The following is a 19893-nucleotide window of genomic DNA, read 5'->3' as shown; positions in this document are numbered from 1 at the left end:
GTGGCGGCATCCATGCCGCCACACGGTCCCGCAATCGGCGAGGACACCACGCCAGACAGTTGGTTGGTGGTTTTATCGAAGAGCAAAGGCCACCGCATCGCCAGCCTGCTCGTCGCTTGTCATATACATGCGCATCGACCATCTCGACTGGTCCTTGCCCGCCCACCGTCGCGGGACCCTTGGCGGCATGGATGCCGCCACGGAGCTTACAAGGACGTACTTGCAGCGTGTCCTGCGATGGTGGGCGGGCAAGGGCCCTGCAGCAACGGCGCAGACCATCCGCTTTGCGCCTGATCTTCCAGTACTGAGCAATCAGGTAACGACGCCCGCACTGCGCGTCTTGCGATCACTTGGCTGTCTTCACGTCTGATCGAGGGCGCGGCGTCCTCATCGCTCGCGGGACACGCGATTAACTCGTCCATGAGGCTCGATGGCGGCATCCACGCCGCAACGCGTGTCGCCTGGAGCAAGGTCAGAACTTCCAGGACAAGGTGAGCTCCACATCGCGCGGGTCGCCGTAGATCAGCTGGCTCTGGTAGACGATGTTGGCGTAGTAGCGGCGGTCGAACAGGTTGCGCACGTTGAGTTGTGCCGACCAGGCCTGGTTGAAGTCGTAGCGTGCCATGGCATTGGCCAGCACCACGCTGCCTTGCGTCAGCCGTTGCGTGTTGCCCTGCGGCGCGGCCATCAGTTCGTGGATGGCCGACTGCCAGCTCAGTCCCCCACCCAGCCGCCACGGCCCGGTCTGCCAGCTGGTGAACAGCGTGGCCTCACGGCGTGGGCTGGCAGGGTTCACGTCCGCGCCGCTGGCGTCGTTGGCATCGAACTGCGCGAAGCCGAACGCAAGACGCCACTGCTCCGACAGCTGGCCATCCAGCTGGAACTCCACGCCCTGGCTGACAGTGCCTCTGGCAGCGAGATAGGCCTGATTGGTGGTACCTGGCACCAACTGCCCGGGGTCGTTGACGGCCAGATTGTCCTGCTCGATGCGGAACAGCGCCAATGCGGCATTGAGCTGGCCGCCGAAATATTCGCCCTTGGCACCCACCTCGTAGCTATCGCCTTCCAGCGGGTCGAGATAGCGCCCGCCGCGGTCGCGGTTGTTCTGCGGTTTGAAGATGCCGGTGTAGCTGGCGTAGAGCGCGTGGTGGTCGTCCACATCGAAGATCAGGCCGGCGTACGGCGTGGTGCGGCCCCGGCGCTCGTACGAATTTTCCGGCACCAGCTGGTCAGTGCTTTTCCAGTCGGTGACGCGTGCACCCACGATGGCCTTCAGCGTGTCGGTCAGCTGGAATCGTCCGGCGGCATAGGCGGCCACCTGACGCACATCACGGTCTTCGCCCTTGCTCAGCGGCGTCCACTGCGGTTGCGCCATGGTGCCGGTCCAGGCGAAGACGCTTTGTGCGATCAACGGTTGCAGCGGCAGGTTGGACCAGTTGCGCACATTGCGATTCAGCCAGGTGGCACCGGCCACGATTTCGTGTTCGCGGCCCCACAGCGTCAACGGCAGGGAGAGGTAGGCGTCCAGACTGTTTTGCGCGCTGAGCGCGGGGTAGCGCCCGCCAAAGGTACTGGCAAGTCCCAGGCCGGTCTGTGCGTCCGGATAATCCAGGTAGCCGAACAACACCGATTTCCAGTCGGTTTCGAAGCGCTGGTGCGCGTACTCCACCTGCAGCTGCGCACCATTGTCGAAACGATGGGTGAGCCCGGCGAAGGCGTTGGTGGTATCGGCCACGCCCCGCGCCCAGCGTGGCGTGAACGCGTCCGAGCGCGCGAAATCGGTGCGGCTGCCATCGCTGAAATACGCCGGGACGCCGCCCCAGGTGGTGCCGCGCCCATCGTTGCGCTGCTTATTGATGCCGATGTAGCCGCTGGTGGCCTCGCTCAGATCCGCATCGACGATGCCGTAGAACAGCGACGACTGCTTGCCGTAGTAATCGCGGAAGGACTGCTTGTCTTCATAGCTGGCCACCACGCGGCCGCGCACCGTACCGGCGGCGTTGAGCGGCGATTGCAGATCGAGCGTGCCGCGATAGCGGTCCCAGCGGCCGGCCGACAGATCCACGCGGCCGGTCAACACGTCGCTGTCGGCATGCTTGCGCAGCAGGTCGATCGATGCCGCCGGGCTACCGGCACCGGAGGTCAGCCCGTTGGCACCACGCACGATCTCGACGCGGTCGTAGATGGCCATGTTCTGCTGCACATCGCCGCTGTAATCGGTGGGAATGCCGTCGATGCGGTAGTAATCCACCTCGAAGCCGCGTGCGGTGATGTAGGTGCGCTCGGTATCCCAGGTCGGCGAGTTGAAACCGGCCACGGTGTCGGTGACGTCCTGCAGCGATTGCAGGTTGCGGTCGACGATCTGCTGGCGGGTCACCACCACGACCGACTGTGGCGTGTCGCGTAACGACAGCGACAGCTTGGCCGAACTGCGTGCGATATCGGCGGTGTAGGAATCGCTGCCCTCGGTGGTGGCACTGCGGTGCGCCTGGATCTGCAGACGATCCAGATCAACCGGATCGCCGGGATGCGATTGCGCGCTTGCCAGCGCCGGGCAGGCACAGGCCAGCGCAAGCACGGCGCGTCGGGGGGTCACGCGCGACAGGCGCAGATCGGCACGCGCACCAGCGCGCGCAGACACGGGACGAGAGAACATTGGTGTCAGCCTCATGATCGAAACACTGCCGTCGAAGACGGCCGCTGAGGCTGGCGCGGTCACACCATGCGAGGTGCGGCCCGTTGGCTGGCTGGGCGCGCATGGTCGATCCATGCCCCATCGCTGTCAATAGAAGCCGGCACAGGGGAGCTGCAAATTGCGAGAAAAATGCCGTCTGGTTTGCACGCTGGGTTGCCACGCATTGGCAACCGATTGGCGGCCGCCCGCGATCCATTCCTTGCCGCGCGATGTCGCTTCATCCTGACGCAAGAGCGCCCGACACCGCGCTCGTACGCAGCGTCCCTGGCGCGCTGCCATACCAGCGGCGAAGTGCGTTACGGCGCTGCGCCAGTGCCGCATTGGACACCGGCGATCAACACAGACCAACCGCGACGCAGCAGCGCAGCAGCACTGCACCCGCCACGCCACGCGCCGAGGCAGCGTTCAATCCGGACGTTGCCCCACCAGCCCGCGCGCCTGCATCGCCTCCAGCACGCCGCGCAGGATGCTGAGGTTGTGGCCGTGCGCGGCGCCTTCGTGCAGCAACACGATGGCGCCGGGCCGCAGGTCGCGCACGATGCGCGCCACGGTGGTGTCCGGTTCGCAGCGCACGCCGTCGAAACCGCGCGCGCTCCAGGCCACGCGGGTCAGGCCATGCGCGCGTAGCGGCGAGGCGACGAACGGGTTGGTCATGCCGACCACCGAGCGGTACAGCCGGGGCGCATGGCCGGTGATCCGGGCCAGGGTGCGCTGCGCCAGCCCGATTTCCTGGGCCATGCGGCGCGGCCCCAGCGCCCAGAACCAGGCCTGCGGATGGGTATGGCTGTGGTTGCCGATGCCGTGGCCGCGTCGCACGATCTCGCGCACCAGCTCGGGCCGCCGTTCGGCGCGCGCACCAACCACGAAGAAGGTGGCCTTGGCGCCGTAGGCGTCCAGCAGGTCGAGCATGGCCGGGGTGTCGTCGGACGGGCCGTCGTCGATGGTAAGCCACACCTGCGGCGCGCGGCCTGGCAGCCGTGCCAGGACCGGCGCATACAGGCGCGCACGCGGCAGGAACACCGGCACCACGAACAACGCATGCGACACCAGCAGCGTCGGCAGGCCCCAGGCCCAGCCCAGATGCCACCACAGCACCGCCACTGCCAGCTGCGACAGGGCGAACAAGCCCACCCAGCGGTACGGGCGGGAGGGGATGCGATACAGCGTTTCCGGCGTGGTCATGCCGCATGATGCCACGCGGCGTAGAATGCCCGGTCTCCACGATCTGACCGAAGTGCTGCCATGTCCCTCGATCCCGCTCTGCGTTCCCGTATCGATACGCTGCTGCAATCCAGCCGCGTGGTGCTCTTCATGAAAGGCCAGCCCGGCATGCCGCAGTGCGGTTTTTCGGCCAAGGCGGTCGGCGTGCTGGACGGGCTGGGCATCGACTATGCCCACGTCAACGTACTGGCCGACCAGGACATCCGCGAAGGCATCAAGGCCTACGGCGACTGGCCGACCATCCCGCAGCTGTACGTGGACGGCGAGCTGATCGGCGGCAGCGACATCATCGTGCAGATGGCCGACAGCGGCGAGCTGAGCAGCATGCTCGGCCTGCAGGCGCCCGACCGCAGCCCGCCGAAGATCACCATCACCCCGGCCGCAGTCGAGATGCTCAAGGGCGCCTTGGCCGATGCGCCGGACGCGTCGCTGACGCTGTCCATCGATGCCAACTTCCAGCCGAACTTCCAGCTGGCGCCGACCAACCCGAACGCCATCGCCGCCGAATCCAACGGCCTGCGCGTGCAGTTCGACCTGGCCAGCGCGCGCCGCGCAGACGGCATCACCATCGACTGGGTGGACGACATCCGCGGCCGCGGCCTGGCGATCGACAACCCCAACGCGCCCAAGCCGGTGCAGGAGCTGTCGGTGCGCGATGCCGACGACCGCCTCAAGGCCGGCAGCCTGACCCTGGTGGACGTGCGCCCGGCCGACGAGCGTGCGCTGGCCACGGTGGCCGCACCGTTCCGCACCCTGGATGCGCACGAGCGCGCCGCCATCGAACAGTTGCCCAAGGACACCCCGCTGGCATTCCTGTGCCACCGCGGCGGGCGCAGCCTGCAGGCCGCCGAGCACTTCCGCGGCCTGGGCTTCACCAACGTCTACAACGTCACCGGCGGCATCGATGCGTGGTCGGACCAGGTGGACAACGGCGTGGCGAAATACTGAGCAGACGCGAGCGGTCGCGGTAGCGCTCAGGCGTCAGGCTGCTCGTGCAGCCTGCCGCGCTTGCGTGACCCGTGTGACCAAGGCCTGCACAGCTGCGGCACACCGCACACCGAAACGGGCGCTCCTTGGAGCGTCCGTTTTTTCATGGATCAATCCGCACAAGGACACCGCCGCAATGCACACCCGCCTGCTCCCACTCGCCCTGGCCGCGCTGCTACCGCTGGCCGCCCACGCTGCCGAACCGTCGCGCGCGGTGCTGCTGGTCCAGACCTACGACAGCCAGCCATCCGACGATCCGCTGGAATACATTCCAGTGTGGCTCGGCAAGGCAGTGGCAAAGGAATCGACCCTGCCCAAGGCGTTGCTGGGCCAGCCGCTGCAGGTCTTCAATACCGGCGTATCCACTGGCACCGTGCGGCTTGCGTCGCTGACGGTGGACGACAACAGCATGTGCGGCGGCACCGCGAAGCTGCGCATCATGGGCAGCACCACGCTGTCCGATTCGCCGCTGCTGTCGACGGTGGATCTCAACCCGGGCAAGCGCTTTGCGTCGCGTGCAGCCACCGCCACCGAACAGAGCGAATTGTTTCGCCAGGTGAGCGACACCGCGCAGCTGCGCAAGCGCGTCAAGCCGGCGGCATTGGCGCAGGCACTGGCCGCGTTCAATGCCGACCGCGCGCAGGATCTGGCCGCGCTGCAGATCGTCACCGATGTGCAGCAGCCGCAGCGGCGCGTGGCCGTGCTGACTTCCAACCACCCGACCAAGACCGGCAATCCGGAGAACCCGACCGGCATGCTCGCGGTGCTTGCGATCTTCGACCATGACGGCAGCCGTTGGCAGTTCCGCCACGGCCACGCCGCCAGCGGCTGCGACGATTGCGAAGACCTGCCGCAGCGCACCCATCTGCTGCAGTTCGGCGATATCGACGGCAACGGCACGCTCGATCTGGTGCTGTCGGAAAGCGGCTACGAAAGCTACGGCTTCTATCTCTTGCTCGGCGGAGGTGCCAGCTGGCGGTCGGAAGGTTTGCCAGGCGGCTGCTGATCGATTGACTGCATGCGCGGTGCCGGTGGCGGCATCGCGCGTGGTGCCCGTCCCCGCTGCAGTACCCGCAGCTGTTCGGCGATCACGCTGGCATGCAGACACGGTGTACAGCCGTTACCCGCCGCCATGCAGCGCGTGGATGGCGGCCTTCAGCCGGCAAACCCGCCGTCATCGAGAAACTGCTGTTCCGCTGCGCTGGTCGCGCGCCCCAGCACGGTATTACGGTGCGGGAACCGGCCAAAGCGCTGGATGATGCGTTGATGTTCCAGCGCCCAGTGGGTGGTTTCCGCATCGTCCAGTGCGCTGATCAGCTCCACCGCGCGTGCCTGCTCCTGCAGGTCTTCGGCATGCTCGAACGGAAGATAGAAAAACAACCGCAGTTGCGCCGAGACCTGCTGGTCGAAGCCGCGCTCCACCGCCTGCTTTGCGCACTGCAACGCCAACCCGTCGGTGGCATAGGCATGCGCGCTGCCACGGAACGCATTGCGCGGAAACTGGTCCAGCAGGATCAACAAGGCCAGTGCGTCTTCGGCGCGCGCCATCCAGTGCGCATACTCGCCCCGTGCGGCGGCAAAGTGCTGCTCGCTGAAATGCTGGCGAAAGTTGGCATCGAAGGCATCGTTGTGCGTGAACCAGCGGGCCGAGCCGGCCAGTTCCCAGAAAGCCAACACCACATCGGCCTGTTTGTTGCGTTCTGTCTTGGCAATCATCGACGTCCCCCCTGAGGAATACGGCACAGCATGCGCTCTGGCATGTGATGAGGCAGCCGCGACCGCAACCTCCAGCACTTGGCAAGCACGGCGCTGGCAGCTAGGTTTGCGGCCTGTGCTTTCGTGTCACCGGGGAAATCCATGCGTTCCATCCTGTTCGCCGCCCTTGGCGCGGCGCTGCTGTGCGGGCCTGCGGCTGCGGCATCGCGGTTCGTGCAAGACCCTTACCCCAGCACCTACCGCGCGCTCGCGTCCGGTCCGGTGCTGATCCAGCACGCCACGGTGCTCACCGGCACCGGCGAGCGGCTGGACGATGCCGACGTGCTGCTGCGCGACGGCAAGGTGGCCGCCGTCGGCCGCGCACTCGAGGCACCGGCCGATGCACGCCGCATCGACGGCACCGGCAAGTGGGTGACGCCCGGCATCATCGATGTGCACTCGCATCTGGGCGTGTACCCCAGCCCGGGCGTCAGCGCGCACAGCGACGGCAACGAGATGACCGCACCGGTGACGCCCAACGTGTGGGCCGAGCATTCGATCTGGCCGCAGGACCCGGGCTTTGGCACCGCGCTGGCCGGCGGTATCACCTCGCTGCAGATCCTGCCAGGCTCGGCCAACCTGATCGGCGGGCGCGGCGTCACGCTGAAGAACGTCGCCTCCACGACCTACCAGGGCATGAAGTTCCCCGGCGCACCGTGGGGCCTGAAGATGGCCTGCGGCGAAAACCCCAAACGCGTCTACGGCGAAAAGGGCGGCCCTGGTACGCGCATGGGCAATGTGGCCGGTTACCGCGCTGCGTTCATCGATGCGGCCGAGTACCTGCAGAAGAACGCACCGAAGAAGAAACCCGCCAAGAAGCGTCACTGGTGGAGCCGTGGTGGCGACAACGACAGCAGCGGCGATGCCGGCGGCAAGCGTGATCTCAAGCTCGATACGCTGGCCGGCGCCATCAACGGCGACATCCGCGTGCACATCCACTGCTACCGCGCCGACGAAATGGCGACCATGCTGGACCTGTCCAAGGAATTCGGCTTCCACATCGCCGCCTTCCATCATGGCGTGGAGGCCTACAAGCTGGCCGACCGGCTGGCGCAGGAAAACGTCTGCGGCGCGCTATGGGCCGATTGGTGGGGCTTCAAGATGGAAGCCTTCGACGGCATCCAGGAGAACATCGCCATGGTCGACCGGCCTGCCAACAGCTGCGCCATCGTGCATTCGGATTCGGAAGAAGGCATCCAGCGCCTGAATCAGGAGGCCGCCAAGGTAATCGCCACTGCGCGCCGCAGCGGCATGGAGATTGCGCCCGAGCGCGCGATCCGCTGGCTCACCAGCAACGCCGCCAAGGCGTTGGGCATCGAGCAGCAGACCGGCGCGCTGGAGCCGGGCAAGATGGGCGATGTGGTGGTGTGGAATGGCAACCCCTTCAGTTCCTACGCATTGGCCGAACAGGTGTATATCGACGGCGCGCAGGTTTACGACCGGCATCAACGCGCGTTGCAACCGGTGTCGGACTTCATGCTGGGCCAGGAGGTGGCACGATGAGCCGCCGCATCCTGACACGCCCGCAACTGCGTGCCCTGTCGGCGCTGGTGCTGGCCGCGCTGGCGTTGCCGGCGTTGGCACAGCAGGTGCTGATCCGCGATGCCACCGTGCACACCGCTACCGCGCAGGGCACGCTGCAGCACACCGACGTGCTGGTGCAGGGCGGCGTGATCCGTGCGATCGGCAGCAACCTGGCCGTGCCGGCCGATGGCCGCGTGATCGAGGCCAAGGGCCGCCCGCTGACGCCGGCCTTGTTCGGCGGCATTACCGAGATCGGCATCGAAGAAGTCTCCGGCGAAGGCAGCACCGTGGACAGCGGCGTCAAGCTGGCCGATCAACCGATGCGCCCGGAGTTCGACGTCACCCTGGCCTACAACCCCGACTCGGTGCTGGTGCCGGTGGCGCGCGTGGAAGGCATCGGCTTCACGGCGCTGGGCGCAACCACCAGCGGCGCCTTCATCGCCGGCCAGGGCGGCATCGTGCGGCTGGATGGCAGCCCGGACCCGGTTGGCCCGCATGCATTGTTCATCCGCATCGGCGCAGCGGCGTCCGACCTCACCGGCAGCTCGCGTGCCGCGCAATGGATGCTGCTGGATCAACTGGCGGCCGAAGCACGCGGCCGCGTGCCCGCCGAGTCGCCGCATGCATTGCTGACGCCGATGGGGCGCAGCGTGCTGGCCCGGTATCTGGCCGGGCAAGGCCGCATCGTGGTGCAGGTCGAACGTGCCGCCGACATCCGCCAGCTGTTGCGCTGGGCGCAACGCGAGAAAGTACGCATTGCCATCGCCGGCGGCGCCGAGGCGTGGAAGCTGGCCCCGCAACTGGCGCAGGCCAGGGTGCCGGTGCTGGTGAACGCGCTGGCGGATTTGCCGGCAACCTTCGACCAGATCGGCGCAACGCTGGAAAACGCCGCACGCCTGCGCGCGGCCGGTGTGGAGGTCAGCTTCAGCCAGAGCGGGGATGCCTCGCACAACGCGCGCAAGCTGCGTCAGCTGGCTGGCAATGCGGTAGCCAATGGGCTGCCGTGGGAATCCGGCCTGGCCGGGCTGACCCGCGTGCCCGCGGAGATCTTCGGGGTGGGCGATCGCATCGGCAGCATTGCCGTGGGCAAGCAGGCCGACCTGGTGCTGTGGGAAGGCGACCCGCTGGATGTCGCCCATTACGCCGAGCAGGTCTGGCTGGGCGGGCGCGAGATGCCGATGCGCTCGCGCCAGAGCGAACTGCGCGACCGCTACCTGCAGCAGGCCGGGCAGCTGCCGCGCGCGTACCTGAAGTGAGTGCGTGCGGCGTGCGCTGATGCGTACGCCGCAAGGCGCTGCCATCACACCCGCAGCCCGCACATGCAGCGGCCTTGGCAGCGCCGCCCATGGCGCGCTCGGCACCACCGCCACCCTGCACGACCTGCTGTTGCACGTGGGTGGGCGGTGGACTGGCAGACATGGGCGATGCGCTGTCGTGGCGTCTCGCCGCGTGGCGCCGGCGGCCTTCGCTGCAGTGATGCAGCCATCGGGGCTATCGCCTGTTGCCGGTTTGGCGGCTGGCACTACCCGGCAGTCTTCGTGCCCTGGCAGCTGCCAGCTGCGGGCGCAGCCGCTGCACGACCACGGACCCGCTGGTTCGAGCCGGCGGATGACGTTGGATCGATTGCGACGCGCTGCGCCAAGCCAGCCACATCGCGACGCAGATCGACGCAGCGGGCAGGTGCTGCGCACACGCCATGTGTCTGCCGGTCGCAGCTGAAGCGTGACCGGCGCTTAGGTTCATTGCTGAAGTTTGAACGCGCCGCACGCTCTGCTGCTTGCGCGCTCGCCGTCGTGGTCCAGCCCGCCTAGCATCGCCCATCGGCATCCGGCTTGCCGCCTCACGTCGCCATGGAGACCCACATGTTCTGCCCGACCCTGCGCATGCTGGCGTGCGCGTTGTGCCTGTACGCCGGCGTCAGCGCCCCGGCCATGGCGGCATTCGGATTCACCCGCAGCGGCGACCGCGTGGTGGTGGATAGCGGCGCCGAGCTGGTGTTTTCGGTCAACGCCAACAATGGCGACATCGTGTCGATGCGCTACCGCGACAACGAGCTGCAGACCACCGAATCGAAAGGCTCGCACATCGCCTCCGGGCTGGGCAGTGCCAGCGTGGACGCGCGCGTGGTGGGCGGGGCAATCGTGGTATCGGCCAAGGCCGGCGATCTGGTTCAGTACTACATCGTGCGCAAGGGCCGCAATGCGATCTACATGGCCACCTATGCGCCGACCTTGCTGCCGGTGGGCGAACTGCGCTTCATCGCGCGCCTGAATGTGTCCAAGTTGCCGACTGCCCAGCAGGAACCCGATTCCAGCGTCGGCACGGCGATCGAAGGCGAAGATATCTTCCTGCTGCCGGACGGCCGCACCAGCTCCAAGTTCTATTCGGCGCGGCGCATGCTCGACGATCAGGTGCATGGTGTCAGCGGCTCCGGCGTTGCGGTGTTCATGCTGATGGGCAACCGCGAACGCAGTTCCGGCGGGCCGTTCTTCAAGGACATCGCCACGCAGAAAACCCGCGTGACCCATGAGCTCTACAACTACATGTATTCCGACCATACCCAGACCGAGGCCTTCCGCGGCGGCCTGCATGGTGTCTACGGCCTGTTGTTCACCGATGGCGGCGCGCCATCGAGCGCGCAGCTGAGCACCGACTTTGTCGATGCCACGCTGGGCTTGAACGGCTACCTGGCCGCTAACGGGCGGGGTGCGGTGAGCGGCCGCGTCGGCGGCGTGCTCTCCGGGCAGCCGGCCGTAATCGGGCTGCGCAACGAGCAGGCGCAGTACTGGGCCAGAGCCAATGGCAGCGGTGATTACCAGATTGCCGGCGTGCGTCCGGGGCGCTATCGCATGACGCTGTACCAGAACGAGCTGGAGGTGGCGCAGCGCGATGTCGAAGTGTTTGCCAATGCCACGGCGCAGGCCGCGTTGCAGGCGGTGACAGCGCCAGGAACGGTGAAGTGGCAGATCGGCGTGCCCGACGGCACCCCGGCCGGATTTCGACATGCCGACTTGCTGCCGCGCGCGCACCCGTCCGACCGGCGCATGAGCTGGTCACCGCTGACCTACACCGTGGGCGCCAGCAGCATGAGCAGTTTTCCGGCGGTGCAGTGGCGCAGCATCAACACCCCCACCCGCATCGACTTCGCCCTGGCCTCCAGCGAGGTGCGCGGCTATCGCCTGCGCATCTTCGTGCCGTTGGCCCAGGTCAGCGCACGCCCGCAGATCAGCGTGAATGCCCGCTGGAACGGCCCGGTGCCCGCCGCTCCCAACCAGCCCAAGACGCGCGGCATCACCCGTGGCACCACACGCGGCAACAACACGCTGTATGAGGTGGACATCCCCGCGTCGGCGCTGCAGGCCGGGAGCAACAGCATCGAGATCGGGCTTGCCTCCGGATCGCCGGATAATGGGTTCCTCAGCCCGGCCGTCGTGTTCGACAGCATCCAGCTGGTGGCGATGTAACAGCGGTGAACATGACTAGGTAATCGCCAGGTGCACGCTGCCGGTGCACGGACTGGCCGTGCCGTGTTTCCTGCACGGCAACGTCTGCGCAGCAGCCCCATGGCTGCTGGCTACGCGTTGCAAGCCACTGCAGCACCACGGCACGCCATGCACCGCACGTCATCGCGCGATGCATGGCACGGCGCCGACACCCCTGCCAAGACGCCGCAGCCGTTCTTCATGCCCGCACTACCGACGTTGGCGTGCAACCGGTACACGCCAACTGCGCACCGTTGCGCTGACCATCGCCGCCTGGCCACGCGCCAATCGCTGCGCTTACTTGGCCGCAATCGACCCGCTGAGCGACACCGTGCCCATCCCGCCGGTGACCTCGAAGCCACCTTCCACCACCTGCAGATACAGATCGCTGCTGTAGCGGCCATCGCCAGCCCGCAGGGCCTGCAAGCGTGTGAGGAATGCCTTGACGTCCACATTGACGTTGCCCTTGGCCGGCAGTGGATTGCTGTTGCCGGCCGTGCCGTGCGGGATGAAGGTGTACACGTAATAGCCGGCAGCCGAGTTGTTGCCTTCCCACAGATCGTAGGTGACGCCGCCGGAGGTGATGGCATTGGCGGTGGTCACGGTACCGATCGGATACGAATTGTTGGCGCCCCAGATCATCACTTCCAGCTGCGGGTTGCCCTTGCTGGCGTCCTTGCGAAAGAACAGGTCGTAGGCAAAATCGCCGGTCTGCCCGCTGCCGTTGGTGGTGAAGGCCAGCGCGCCGCTCAGGCTGCCGATCTTGGACACCTGATGCGGAAAGTAGCTGTCGGTGGTCGGGTTCATCGTGTAATGCCAGCCGCGACAGATCGCGGGGTAGCCATACAACTGCCCGCTGGGCAGGTTGTAGGACACGGTCAGGCTCGGCGTACTGCCGGAGCCGAACGTGCCCTTGATGTTGTTGTTGCTGTCGTTGAAATTATTGTTGTACGCGTACTGCGTGCCGTAGACCTTGGTCTCGCCGGTATAGGCACTGGCGCCGGCGGCGAGCAGTGCCAACGCCAATGCCGCGGTGCGCGGTAACAGGCGCAAACGGGTGGGCAAACGAACAGCGTCGTGCAGATGCATGGGTGAGCTCCGATGAGGATGGGACGCCCGGCACCTGGCAAGATGCCAGGCGCCGGACACACGACCATTGCGTCATCCGCCAGCGCAACAGATTTGCGTCACGCAGCGGATGTCCACGCACTGACGGGGCGCAGACACGGCCATCCATGCGGACCGATCACCGTGGCCTCCTCCGATGCGCGCCACCTGCATGACAGGCGCGGCGCAGACGGCCACCTCATTGGCGTGATGCACCTCATGCCCGACGAAGCTGCGAGCAGGTAGTGCCCCACGCAGCTGCCGGCGATGCACACGCGAGATGCACACGCGAACAGCGCAGCGCGCACGCAGGCCGCCGCACTGGCGGCCCACGCGCACCTCAGCCCATCGCGTTACTTGGCATCCATCGTGGCGCTGACCTTGGCCCAGCCATTGCCACGCACCACTTCAAAGCCCGCCTCGGCCGCATGCAGATACATGCTGTTGTTGTATCGGCCATCCTTGGAGCGGTTGTTCTGCAGCCAAGTCAGGAACGGCTTGGCGTCGATGTTGAGGCTGCCGCTAGTCTTGAGCGTGGGCTGGCCGGCGGTGCCGGTCGGGATGAAGGTGTAGACGTAATAGCCGGCACCGGAGTTGAAGCCTTCCCACAGATCGAAGGTGCGACCACCGGCGGTGATCACCTTGGTCGCAGTGACGGTGCCGATCGGCCAGGAGTTGTGGTCGCCCCAGATCATCACTTCCAGCTGCGGATTGCCCTTGGCGGTATCCCAGCGGAAGAAGATGTCATAGGCGAAGTCACCGGCCAGATTGCTGCCGCCGGCGCTGTAGTTGAACTTGAACGGCAGCGAGCTGATCGACGAGATCTGCTTGGGGAACAGCTTGTCGGTGGTCGGGTTCCAGTCGTAATGCCAGCCGCGCACGATGGCCGGGTAGCCGTAGAGGTTGTAGTCGGCAAAGTTGAAGGTGACGGTCAACTCCGGCGTGCTGCCGGTGCCAAAGGTGCCCTGGATGATGTTGTTGGGGTCGTTGAAGTTGTTGACCCACGCGTAGTGGTTGCCAAAGATCTTGTACGGGCCGGCCAGGGCCACGGGGGCGAGCGCCACCAGGCCAAGGGCCAGTGCCGCCTTCCACCAGCGCGATGCGCGCCGCCGCGTGGTGGTCGCCTTGGGCGCGGCCTGCGTGAGGGTGTTGGATGGGGTGGTCTGCATCTCTGTCTCCATTGTGTTCGGCGCGGCGGCGCCAGTGCGGCACCACCGAGACCCGCCCTGCAGCGGTCGTGATCGACCCTAGCAGCGGTGCTGTGAGAGGAGCTATAGCGATTCCGGCAGGCCGGAGCGGCCAAGCGCGATAGCGGGCGCTACCTGGCAAGCCAAGCGTGTCCTGGTCCGCAGTTCGCTGCCCTCTCCCGGCGGTGGCGACATGTATCGCTCAGGCACCTGGGCGCACCCGCGAGGGGGAATGCTGCAGGGCGGCATGGCAGGCAACGCACCGCCGACGGGTGTGCTGCCACCGCAGCGCGGCCCGGGCTGCCGGACAATGGGCATGCAAGGGGCCGGCAGGCGCGGCGGAACGCGCGCGAGCAGCCTGCCGGCATGCGGCGCGCCAACGGGTCTACGCGCGGCGGCGGTTTTGCGATAGCGTTCGCAGTACAGACGACGCAACAGCCGGAGGGGGCGACGATGCGCATCGGAATCGTGGTGGATAGTGCGTGCGACCTGCCGCAGGAATTTCTTCAACGCAACAACGTCATCGTGCTGCCGATCAGCGTGCGCATCGGCGAGGCGGTGCTGGCCGATCACCGCGATGAAGAGGCCACGCTGAGCTTTCTGCAGGCGCATGTGGCCGAGCGCGGCCACGAGGCCGAAACCACGCCGTTTTCGGTCAATCAGATCCGCGACCTGTTCCTGCAGCGGTTGGTCATCGACTACGACCACGTGTTCTGCCTGACCATCTCCAAGCTGCGCAGCCAGATCTTCGACAACGCGATGCAGGCCAGCTTTGCGATTCTCAACGACTACAAGCCGATCCGACAGGCCGCCGGCCACGGCTCGCCGTTTGCGCTGCGCGTGATCGACACGCTCAACCTGTTTGCCGGCCAGGGCATCACCGCGGTGGAGGCCGTGCGCCTGCGCGAGCAGGGCCAGGGCGTGGCGGCGATCCGCACCCGCCTGGAACAGCTGGCCGAGCACACCTACGGCTATATGATCCCGCGCGATCTTTACTACCTGCGGGCGCGGGCGCGCACCAAGGGCGACCGCAGCGTGGGCCTGATCGGTGCGGCGCTGGGCAGCGCACTGGACATCAAGCCGGTGCTGCGCGCGTACCGCGGCGTCACCGAGCCGGTGGCCAAGCTCAAGGGCTTCGAGCCATCGGCCGACAAATTGTTTGGCTTCACCGTCCGCAAGATCCGCGACGGCCTGATGACCCCGACCGTGTGCGTGGGCTATGGCGGCGAGCTGGCCGAGCTGCATGCCCTGCCCGGCTACGCGGCGCTGCAGAGCGCCTGCCAGAGCCACGGCGTGGAACTGTTCGAAAGCGTGATGAGCCTGACCGGCATGGTCAACGTCGGCAAGGGCGCGCTGGCGGTGGCCTTCGCGGCCCAGCCGCATGGTTTTTCCGCCTGAGGCACGTGCCTGGCGGCACCTGGCCTTCGACGGCGTTCTCACCCGTCCTCAGCTAGTGTGCCGCCGTCATTCAACGGAGCGTGTCCATGCCTGTCAGCTACTCGATCAGCCTGCCCGACCCCAAGCTCGCCCGTGGCAGCGCGCCCTCGGTGAGCTTCACCGCCAACGGCGCCGAGGCGTTTGCCGAGCAGTTGCAGGCCGCCCTGCGCGATCCGGCGTGGTTCGATCGCTGGCGCCAGCTGCAGGCCGACCCCGACGAGGTGGACCCGAGCCTGGGCATCACCGACCCGGCTGCCACGGTCACCGGCAAGCAGCAGGACCTGCGCATCGATCTGGTTGCCACCACCAGCATTCCCGGCGACCTGTTCAAGCAGCGCATGCAGGCCCTGGCCGGGTCGCACTGGCAGATGCGCGACGTGCGTTGACGGTGTGCGCCGCCATGCGGGATGCGTGGCGGCGTACGGTCACGCCTGTGTCGAGGCACGACGTGGCCAGTGCCATTTCAGATTGACCGCCAGCGTGCCCAGCACGATCAGTGCCAGGCCCAGCCACTGCACCGGCACCAGGGCGTGGCCGTACAGCAGATAGTCCAGCAGCAGCGTGACCAATGGATACACGAACGCCAGCACCGCGATCGTGGCCACCTGCAGATGCCGGTACGACGAATAGAACAGCACGTACACGATGCCGCTGTGGATCACGCCCAGCCCCACCAGCCAGACCCAGTGCAGGCCAGGATGCAACGCGCTGCTGCTGGAAAACCCCGCCAGCAGGAACGTGCCGACCCAGCACTGCACCGTCACCACCGCCAACGGCCGCTCACGGCTGATGCGGCGCGACATCAGCAATGAGGCGCCGCACAGCAGCGCGGCCAGCAAGGTCAGCGCAATCCCGAGCAGATAGCCGCGGTCGGCAGCCTGCCACAGCCGCGCCGGGTCGGCTGAACACGCAACGCCCACAAACGCCAGCAGCGTCCAGCCCAGGTCGGCGCGACGGGTGCGCTCGCCCTGCAGCAGCGCCGCCAGCAGCAACATCACGAACGGAAACACGTGGTAGACCATCGTCGCCACGCCGATCGACGAGCGCGCCATGCCGGCGAACAAGGCCACCCAGTTCAGTACCAGCAGCACGCCACTGATGACGGCATCGCGCAGCAGCGTGCGGTCGCGCCACACCCCACGCAACTGTCCGCCGATCAGGCCGCAGATGGTGAGAAACAGCGCGCCAAACAGGCAGCGGTAGAACACCGCCGTCACCGGATCCTGCCCGCTTTCGTGCACGAATACGCCCACCGACCCGATCAACACCTCGGCCACCAGCAATTGCCAGATCGCACGTCGCGCAGTGCCGACCGATGTCGCTTGAACAGACAAGGCGATGCTCATAGCGCAATCGTTCCCTGCAGAGACTGCACAGCGCTGCCGCGCACAGACACATGCCGCGGCTCCACCAGGCATGCACGTTCGCCGGCGCGCGCAGATGCCTGCAGTGCGGTCAACTGCGTCTTGCCCAGCCTGCCCGCCCATAGCGGCGCCAGCGCGGCATGGATCGACCCGGTCACCGGATCTTCGCTACCGCAGGATTGCGCTTGAAGCGCCGCAATGAACGCATCGACGATAAACACGGGAAGCAGCACGACCAACCTCACGGAAGAGAACACGCCTGGCGCATTCACCGGGCACAGCGAGTCTGCAATGCATCACACGACCATGACAGATTCAGATACGCTGCAAATTGACCAATACAGATGAAAGGCACAGGCACATGCTTCTGTATGAATCGCTCGCCATGCAGCTGCGGCAGCAGATCGAAGGCGGCACCCTGCGTGCCGGCGAACGTCTGCCCTCGATCCGGCAATTGGCCGCCAGCCACGGCATCAGCACGGCAACGGCAGTGCAGGCCTGCCTGCAGCTGGAACGCGAAGGACGCGTGCAGGCGCGGCCGCGCTCCGGTTACTTCGTGCGCACCGCCGCCTCTGCATCGCCCGTATCGGTACCCGCAACGCGTCGGCGTAAACCCGGCATGGTGGACAACCCGGCCTTGCAGCGCGTACTCGACACCCTGGCGCGTACCGACCTGGTGCCATTGCATACCGCCACTCCCGCGCCGGCGCTGTTGCCGGCTGCACAGTTGGCGGCAGCATTCTCGCGTCAGTTGCGTCGCCAACGTACCGCCGCACTGGACTACGCATCGCCACAAGGCCATGCCGCACTGCGGCGGCAGATCGCACAGCGTTATGCACACTGCGCAACCACCGTGGCTGCGGAAGAAGTCGTGATCACTGCCGGTGCGATGGAAGCCATCAGCCTGGCCTTGCGCACGCTCACCGCACCGGGCGACGTGGTGCTGGTGGAGACGCCCACTTATCACGGCATCCTGCAGGCGGTGGCCGCCTTGCGGCTCAAGGTACTGGAAGTGCCCAACCGCGCAGGCCATGGCATCGATGTCGCGCGCCTGGACGCGCTGCTGCAACGCACGCCGGTGCGCGCGGCGGTGCTGGTGCCCAACTTCAACAATCCCAATGGCAGCCTGACGTCCGACAGCGCAAAGCGCGCACTGCTCGACAGCTGCGCCCGCCATGGCACCGTGGTGATCGAGGACGATATCTACGGCGAGCTGGATTGGTCGGGCCAGCGACCGCGCCCGCTACGCCACTTCGACACCCATGCCAATGTGATCACCTGCGGGTCGTTTTCCAAGGTGCTGGCGCCCGGCTTGCGCGTGGGCTGGTTGCTCGGTGGCGACTGGACCGAGGCCTTGGTGCGCGCCAAGTATTTTTCCACCGTGGGCAGCGCCAGCCTGCCGCAACTGGCCTTGGCCGATTATCTTGCGCAGCACGACCTGGAACGGCATCTGCGCAAGCTGCGCCGCACCCTGGCCGACAACGGCCAACGCCTGCGCGATGCGGTCGTGCGGCATTGGCCCGATGGCACACGCATCGGCGACCCGGCTGGCGGTTTATCGCTATGGCTGCAATTGCCCGAGGGTGGAAGTGGCCAAGCATTGTTCGAAGCCGCACTGGCCGAAGGCATCGGCACCTCGCCCGGCCATCTGTACTCCAGCCGCGGCGACTACGCGGATCACATCCGCCTGACCTGCGGCCAGCCATGGAGCGAGACACTGGAGCGCGCAATGCGTCGATTGGGGAAGCTGGCAGCCCAGGTGGCGCGCTAGCGCGTTGCAGGCATCAGCTTGGTTGGGGTTGGGGTTGGGGTTGGGGTTGGGGTTGGGGTTGGGTGTTGGGTGTTGGGTGTTGGTGTTGGTGTTGGGTGTTGGGTGTTGGGTGTTGGGTGTTGGTGTTGGTGTTGGGTGTTGGTGTTGGTGTTGGTGTTGGTGTTGGTGTTGGTGTTGGTGTTGGTGTTGGTGTTGGGTGACGACGATACCCGCACCAACGCGCCACTAACGTTCAGCGAAGTAGCGAGCCCCTCTCCCGCCGGGAGAGGGGTTGGGGTGAGGGTACGTGGCGAAGCCCTCGCTACGTTCAACCGCATGCGGCTTCGCCCGTACCCTCATCCGCCCCTTCGGGGCACCTTCTCCCGGGGGGAGAAGGGATCACTTGCGGTCTGCGCTCGTGTGCGTTGCCACAATCGGTGCAACCTGGGGACTGCGGGATGCCTGCCACTTTGCCGTGCCGCGCCATCCCGCCCCGCCCCGCCCCGCCCAATCACATCCTCGACCGCCCGCAACCGCACCCCATCACCCGCGCAGCGCCGCCGCATGGTGCGCGATGTGCTCGCCGATAAAGCTGGCGATGAAGTAATAGCTATGGTCATAGCCTGGCTGCATCCGCACGGTGACCGGATAGCCGGCCGCGTTGGCGGCATCTTCGAACAGCGCGGTCTTCAGTTGGTTCTGAAGGAATTCGTCCGCATCGCCCTGGTCGATCAACAGCGGCAACCGTTCCTGCGCCTGCGCGATCAGCGCAGTGGCGTCGTAAGCCTTCCACGTCGCGCGATCGTCGCCCAGGTACTGCGCAAACGCCTTCTCGCCCCACGGCACCAGGCTCGGTGCGCCGATTGGCGAAAACGCCGATACGCTGCGATAGCGGCCCGGGTTCTTCAATGCAATGGTCAGCGCGCCGTGCCCGCCCATCGAGTGGCCGCTGATCGCGCGCGCACCGGTGGTGGCGACATTGGCTTCAATCAACGCCGGCAATTCGTTCACCACATAGTCGTACATGCGGTAGTGCGCGGCCCAGGGCTGCTCGGTGGCATCGACGTAGAAACCGGCGCCCTTGCCGATGTCGTAGCCGTCCGCGTCGGCCACATCGTCGCCGCGCGGGCTGGTGTCGGGCGCAACCAGGATCACGCCGTGCTCGGCCGCGTAGCGCTGCGCGCCGGCCTTGCTGATGAAATTCTGTTCGGTGCAGGTCAGGCCGCTCAGCCAGTACAACACCGGCAAGGGGCCATCGGCAGCCTGCGGCGGCAGATAGACGCCCACCTGCATGCTGCAATTCAAGGTCTGCGACTGATGGCGATACACGTCCTGCCAGCCGCCGAAGCAGGCGCGGTGTTCGATACGTTCCATGAAGATTCCT

16 protein-coding genes and 1 pseudogene are annotated in these 19893 nt (G+C 66.5%); 9 read left to right on the top strand and 8 right to left on the bottom strand.

From position 1 onward, the window contains the following. Nucleotides 1–127: 127 nt before the first annotated feature. Nucleotides 128–370 (top strand): hypothetical protein, encoded by a 243-nt coding sequence (locus XnspCFBP7698_RS21915; protein WP_123137718.1) that lies wholly within the window; start codon nt 128–130, stop codon nt 368–370. A 102-nt stretch (nt 371–472) separates the two neighbouring features. Here the strand turns inward: XnspCFBP7698_RS21915 and XnspCFBP7698_RS20385 are convergent, their stop codons facing one another. Together XnspCFBP7698_RS20385 and XnspCFBP7698_RS20380 are read right to left on the bottom strand one after the other, a co-directional pair. Then, entirely contained in the window at nt 473–2656 is a 2184-nt protein-coding gene (locus XnspCFBP7698_RS20385) for a TonB-dependent siderophore receptor (RefSeq protein ID WP_104581760.1), read from the bottom strand. 444 nt (nt 2657–3100) lie between these two features. Continuing rightward, nucleotides 3101–3877, bottom strand: coding sequence for a polysaccharide deacetylase family protein (locus XnspCFBP7698_RS20380; RefSeq protein ID WP_104581761.1), 777 nt, complete (start codon nt 3875–3877; stop codon nt 3101–3103). A gap of 60 nt (nt 3878–3937) precedes the next feature. Between XnspCFBP7698_RS20380 and grxD the strand changes: the two genes are divergently transcribed. Together grxD and XnspCFBP7698_RS20370 are read left to right on the top strand one after the other, a co-directional pair. Continuing rightward, the gene (gene grxD / locus XnspCFBP7698_RS20375) at nt 3938–4864 is read left to right on the top strand and encodes a Grx4 family monothiol glutaredoxin (protein ID WP_104581762.1); all 927 of its coding nucleotides are present in this window, start codon (nt 3938–3940) and stop codon (nt 4862–4864) included. 175 nt (nt 4865–5039) lie between these two features. Further along, nucleotides 5040–5909 (top strand): hypothetical protein, encoded by an 870-nt coding sequence (locus XnspCFBP7698_RS20370; protein WP_104581763.1) that lies wholly within the window; start codon nt 5040–5042, stop codon nt 5907–5909. A 149-nt stretch (nt 5910–6058) separates the two neighbouring features. On the opposite strand, the gene XnspCFBP7698_RS20365 is transcribed toward XnspCFBP7698_RS20370, so the two are convergent. Then, the gene (locus tag XnspCFBP7698_RS20365) at nt 6059–6619 is read right to left on the bottom strand and encodes a DUF924 family protein (protein WP_104581764.1); all 561 of its coding nucleotides are present in this window, start codon (nt 6617–6619) and stop codon (nt 6059–6061) included. 141 nt (nt 6620–6760) lie between these two features. On the opposite strand from XnspCFBP7698_RS20365, the gene XnspCFBP7698_RS20360 reads away from it, so the two are divergent. The 3 genes from XnspCFBP7698_RS20360 (at nt 6761) to XnspCFBP7698_RS20350 (ending at nt 11646) form a co-directional block, all read left to right on the top strand. Further along, the gene (locus XnspCFBP7698_RS20360) at nt 6761–8161 is read left to right on the top strand and encodes an amidohydrolase (RefSeq protein WP_104581765.1); all 1401 of its coding nucleotides are present in this window, start codon (nt 6761–6763) and stop codon (nt 8159–8161) included. Next, complete coding sequence (locus XnspCFBP7698_RS20355; RefSeq protein ID WP_199680247.1) at nt 8158–9438, top strand: amidohydrolase family protein; 1281 nt, start codon at nt 8158–8160, stop codon at nt 9436–9438. The genes XnspCFBP7698_RS20360 and XnspCFBP7698_RS20355 overlap by 4 nt, the downstream gene beginning before the upstream one ends. A gap of 606 nt (nt 9439–10044) precedes the next feature. After that, nucleotides 10045–11646, top strand: a complete 1602-nt coding sequence (locus tag XnspCFBP7698_RS20350) for a rhamnogalacturonan lyase B N-terminal domain-containing protein (protein ID WP_104581772.1) — start codon at nt 10045–10047, stop codon at nt 11644–11646. Between the two features lie 315 nt (nt 11647–11961). Here the strand turns inward: XnspCFBP7698_RS20350 and XnspCFBP7698_RS20345 are convergent, their stop codons facing one another. Both XnspCFBP7698_RS20345 and XnspCFBP7698_RS20340 read right to left on the bottom strand, forming a co-directional pair. Beyond that, nucleotides 11962–12753: a cellulase gene (locus XnspCFBP7698_RS20345; protein WP_104581766.1), complete on the bottom strand. Its 792-nt coding sequence runs from the start codon at nt 12751–12753 to the stop codon at nt 11962–11964. A 371-nt stretch (nt 12754–13124) separates the two neighbouring features. Further along, nucleotides 13125–13940 (bottom strand): cellulase, encoded by an 816-nt coding sequence (locus XnspCFBP7698_RS20340; RefSeq protein ID WP_047694982.1) that lies wholly within the window; start codon nt 13938–13940, stop codon nt 13125–13127. 471 nt (nt 13941–14411) lie between these two features. Between XnspCFBP7698_RS20340 and XnspCFBP7698_RS20335 the strand changes: the two genes are divergently transcribed. Both XnspCFBP7698_RS20335 and XnspCFBP7698_RS20330 read left to right on the top strand, forming a co-directional pair. Further along, nucleotides 14412–15356 carry a DegV family protein gene (locus XnspCFBP7698_RS20335; RefSeq protein WP_104581767.1) on the top strand — a complete coding sequence of 315 codons (945 nt, stop codon included), beginning with the start codon at nt 14412–14414 and terminating at the stop codon, nt 15354–15356. Between the two features lie 86 nt (nt 15357–15442). Next, on the top strand, nt 15443–15781 hold the full coding sequence (locus XnspCFBP7698_RS20330; RefSeq protein WP_039411215.1) for a hypothetical protein: 339 nt from the start codon (nt 15443–15445) through the stop codon (nt 15779–15781). 39 nt (nt 15782–15820) lie between these two features. Here the strand turns inward: XnspCFBP7698_RS20330 and XnspCFBP7698_RS20325 are convergent, their stop codons facing one another. Continuing rightward, nucleotides 15821–16741, bottom strand: a complete 921-nt coding sequence (locus XnspCFBP7698_RS20325; protein WP_104581768.1) for a DMT family transporter — start codon at nt 16739–16741, stop codon at nt 15821–15823. Then, nucleotides 16738–16938 (bottom strand): annotated as a pseudogene (locus tag XnspCFBP7698_RS20320) (PhzF family phenazine biosynthesis protein); the annotation flags it as partial. The gene XnspCFBP7698_RS20325 and the pseudogene XnspCFBP7698_RS20320, both read right to left, overlap by 4 nt. Before the next feature lie 182 nt (nt 16939–17120). Here XnspCFBP7698_RS20320 and XnspCFBP7698_RS20315 point away from each other — a divergent pair. Then, a complete protein-coding gene (locus XnspCFBP7698_RS20315; RefSeq protein ID WP_104581769.1) occupies nt 17121–18530 on the top strand; it encodes a PLP-dependent aminotransferase family protein in 1410 nt (469 codons plus the stop codon). Between the two features lie 522 nt (nt 18531–19052). Here XnspCFBP7698_RS20315 and fghA read toward each other — a convergent pair. Continuing rightward, nucleotides 19053–19883, bottom strand: coding sequence for an S-formylglutathione hydrolase (fghA, locus tag XnspCFBP7698_RS20305; RefSeq protein WP_104581649.1), 831 nt, complete (start codon nt 19881–19883; stop codon nt 19053–19055). Nucleotides 19884–19893: the final 10 nt, after the last annotated feature.

The sequence above is a fragment of the Xanthomonas sp. CFBP 7698 genome (genome assembly GCF_003600855.1).
Classification (GTDB): domain Bacteria; phylum Pseudomonadota; class Gammaproteobacteria; order Xanthomonadales; family Xanthomonadaceae; genus Xanthomonas; species Xanthomonas cannabis.
Note: the sequence above shows the minus strand (reverse complement) of the source record. Positions and strands in the feature narration are given on the sequence as shown.

Bases quoted from the DNA above. Each gene is read 5' to 3' on its own strand.
- XnspCFBP7698_RS20325 (WP_104581768.1), bottom strand. From the start codon at position 16,741: ATGAGCATCGCCTTGTCTGTTCAAGCGACATCGGTCGGCACTGCGCGA.
- grxD (WP_104581762.1), top strand. From the start codon at position 3,938: ATGTCCCTCGATCCCGCTCTGCGTTCCCGTATCGATACGCTGCTGCAA.
- XnspCFBP7698_RS20350 (WP_104581772.1), top strand. From the start codon at position 10,045: ATGTTCTGCCCGACCCTGCGCATGCTGGCGTGCGCGTTGTGCCTGTAC.
- XnspCFBP7698_RS20330 (WP_039411215.1), top strand. From the start codon at position 15,443: ATGCCTGTCAGCTACTCGATCAGCCTGCCCGACCCCAAGCTCGCCCGT.
- XnspCFBP7698_RS20385 (WP_104581760.1), bottom strand. From the start codon at position 2,656: ATGTTCTCTCGTCCCGTGTCTGCGCGCGCTGGTGCGCGTGCCGATCTG.
- XnspCFBP7698_RS20335 (WP_104581767.1), top strand. From the start codon at position 14,412: ATGCGCATCGGAATCGTGGTGGATAGTGCGTGCGACCTGCCGCAGGAA.
- XnspCFBP7698_RS20370 (WP_104581763.1), top strand. From the start codon at position 5,040: ATGCACACCCGCCTGCTCCCACTCGCCCTGGCCGCGCTGCTACCGCTG.
- XnspCFBP7698_RS20365 (WP_104581764.1), bottom strand. From the start codon at position 6,619: ATGATTGCCAAGACAGAACGCAACAAACAGGCCGATGTGGTGTTGGCT.
- XnspCFBP7698_RS20355 (WP_199680247.1), top strand. From the start codon at position 8,158: ATGAGCCGCCGCATCCTGACACGCCCGCAACTGCGTGCCCTGTCGGCG.
- XnspCFBP7698_RS20360 (WP_104581765.1), top strand. From the start codon at position 6,761: ATGCGTTCCATCCTGTTCGCCGCCCTTGGCGCGGCGCTGCTGTGCGGG.
- XnspCFBP7698_RS20340 (WP_047694982.1), bottom strand. From the start codon at position 13,940: ATGCAGACCACCCCATCCAACACCCTCACGCAGGCCGCGCCCAAGGCG.
- fghA (WP_104581649.1), bottom strand. From the start codon at position 19,883: ATGGAACGTATCGAACACCGCGCCTGCTTCGGCGGCTGGCAGGACGTG.
- XnspCFBP7698_RS20380 (WP_104581761.1), bottom strand. From the start codon at position 3,877: ATGACCACGCCGGAAACGCTGTATCGCATCCCCTCCCGCCCGTACCGC.
- XnspCFBP7698_RS20345 (WP_104581766.1), bottom strand. From the start codon at position 12,753: ATGCATCTGCACGACGCTGTTCGTTTGCCCACCCGTTTGCGCCTGTTA.
- XnspCFBP7698_RS21915 (WP_123137718.1), top strand. From the start codon at position 128: ATGCGCATCGACCATCTCGACTGGTCCTTGCCCGCCCACCGTCGCGGG.
- XnspCFBP7698_RS20315 (WP_104581769.1), top strand. From the start codon at position 17,121: ATGCTTCTGTATGAATCGCTCGCCATGCAGCTGCGGCAGCAGATCGAA.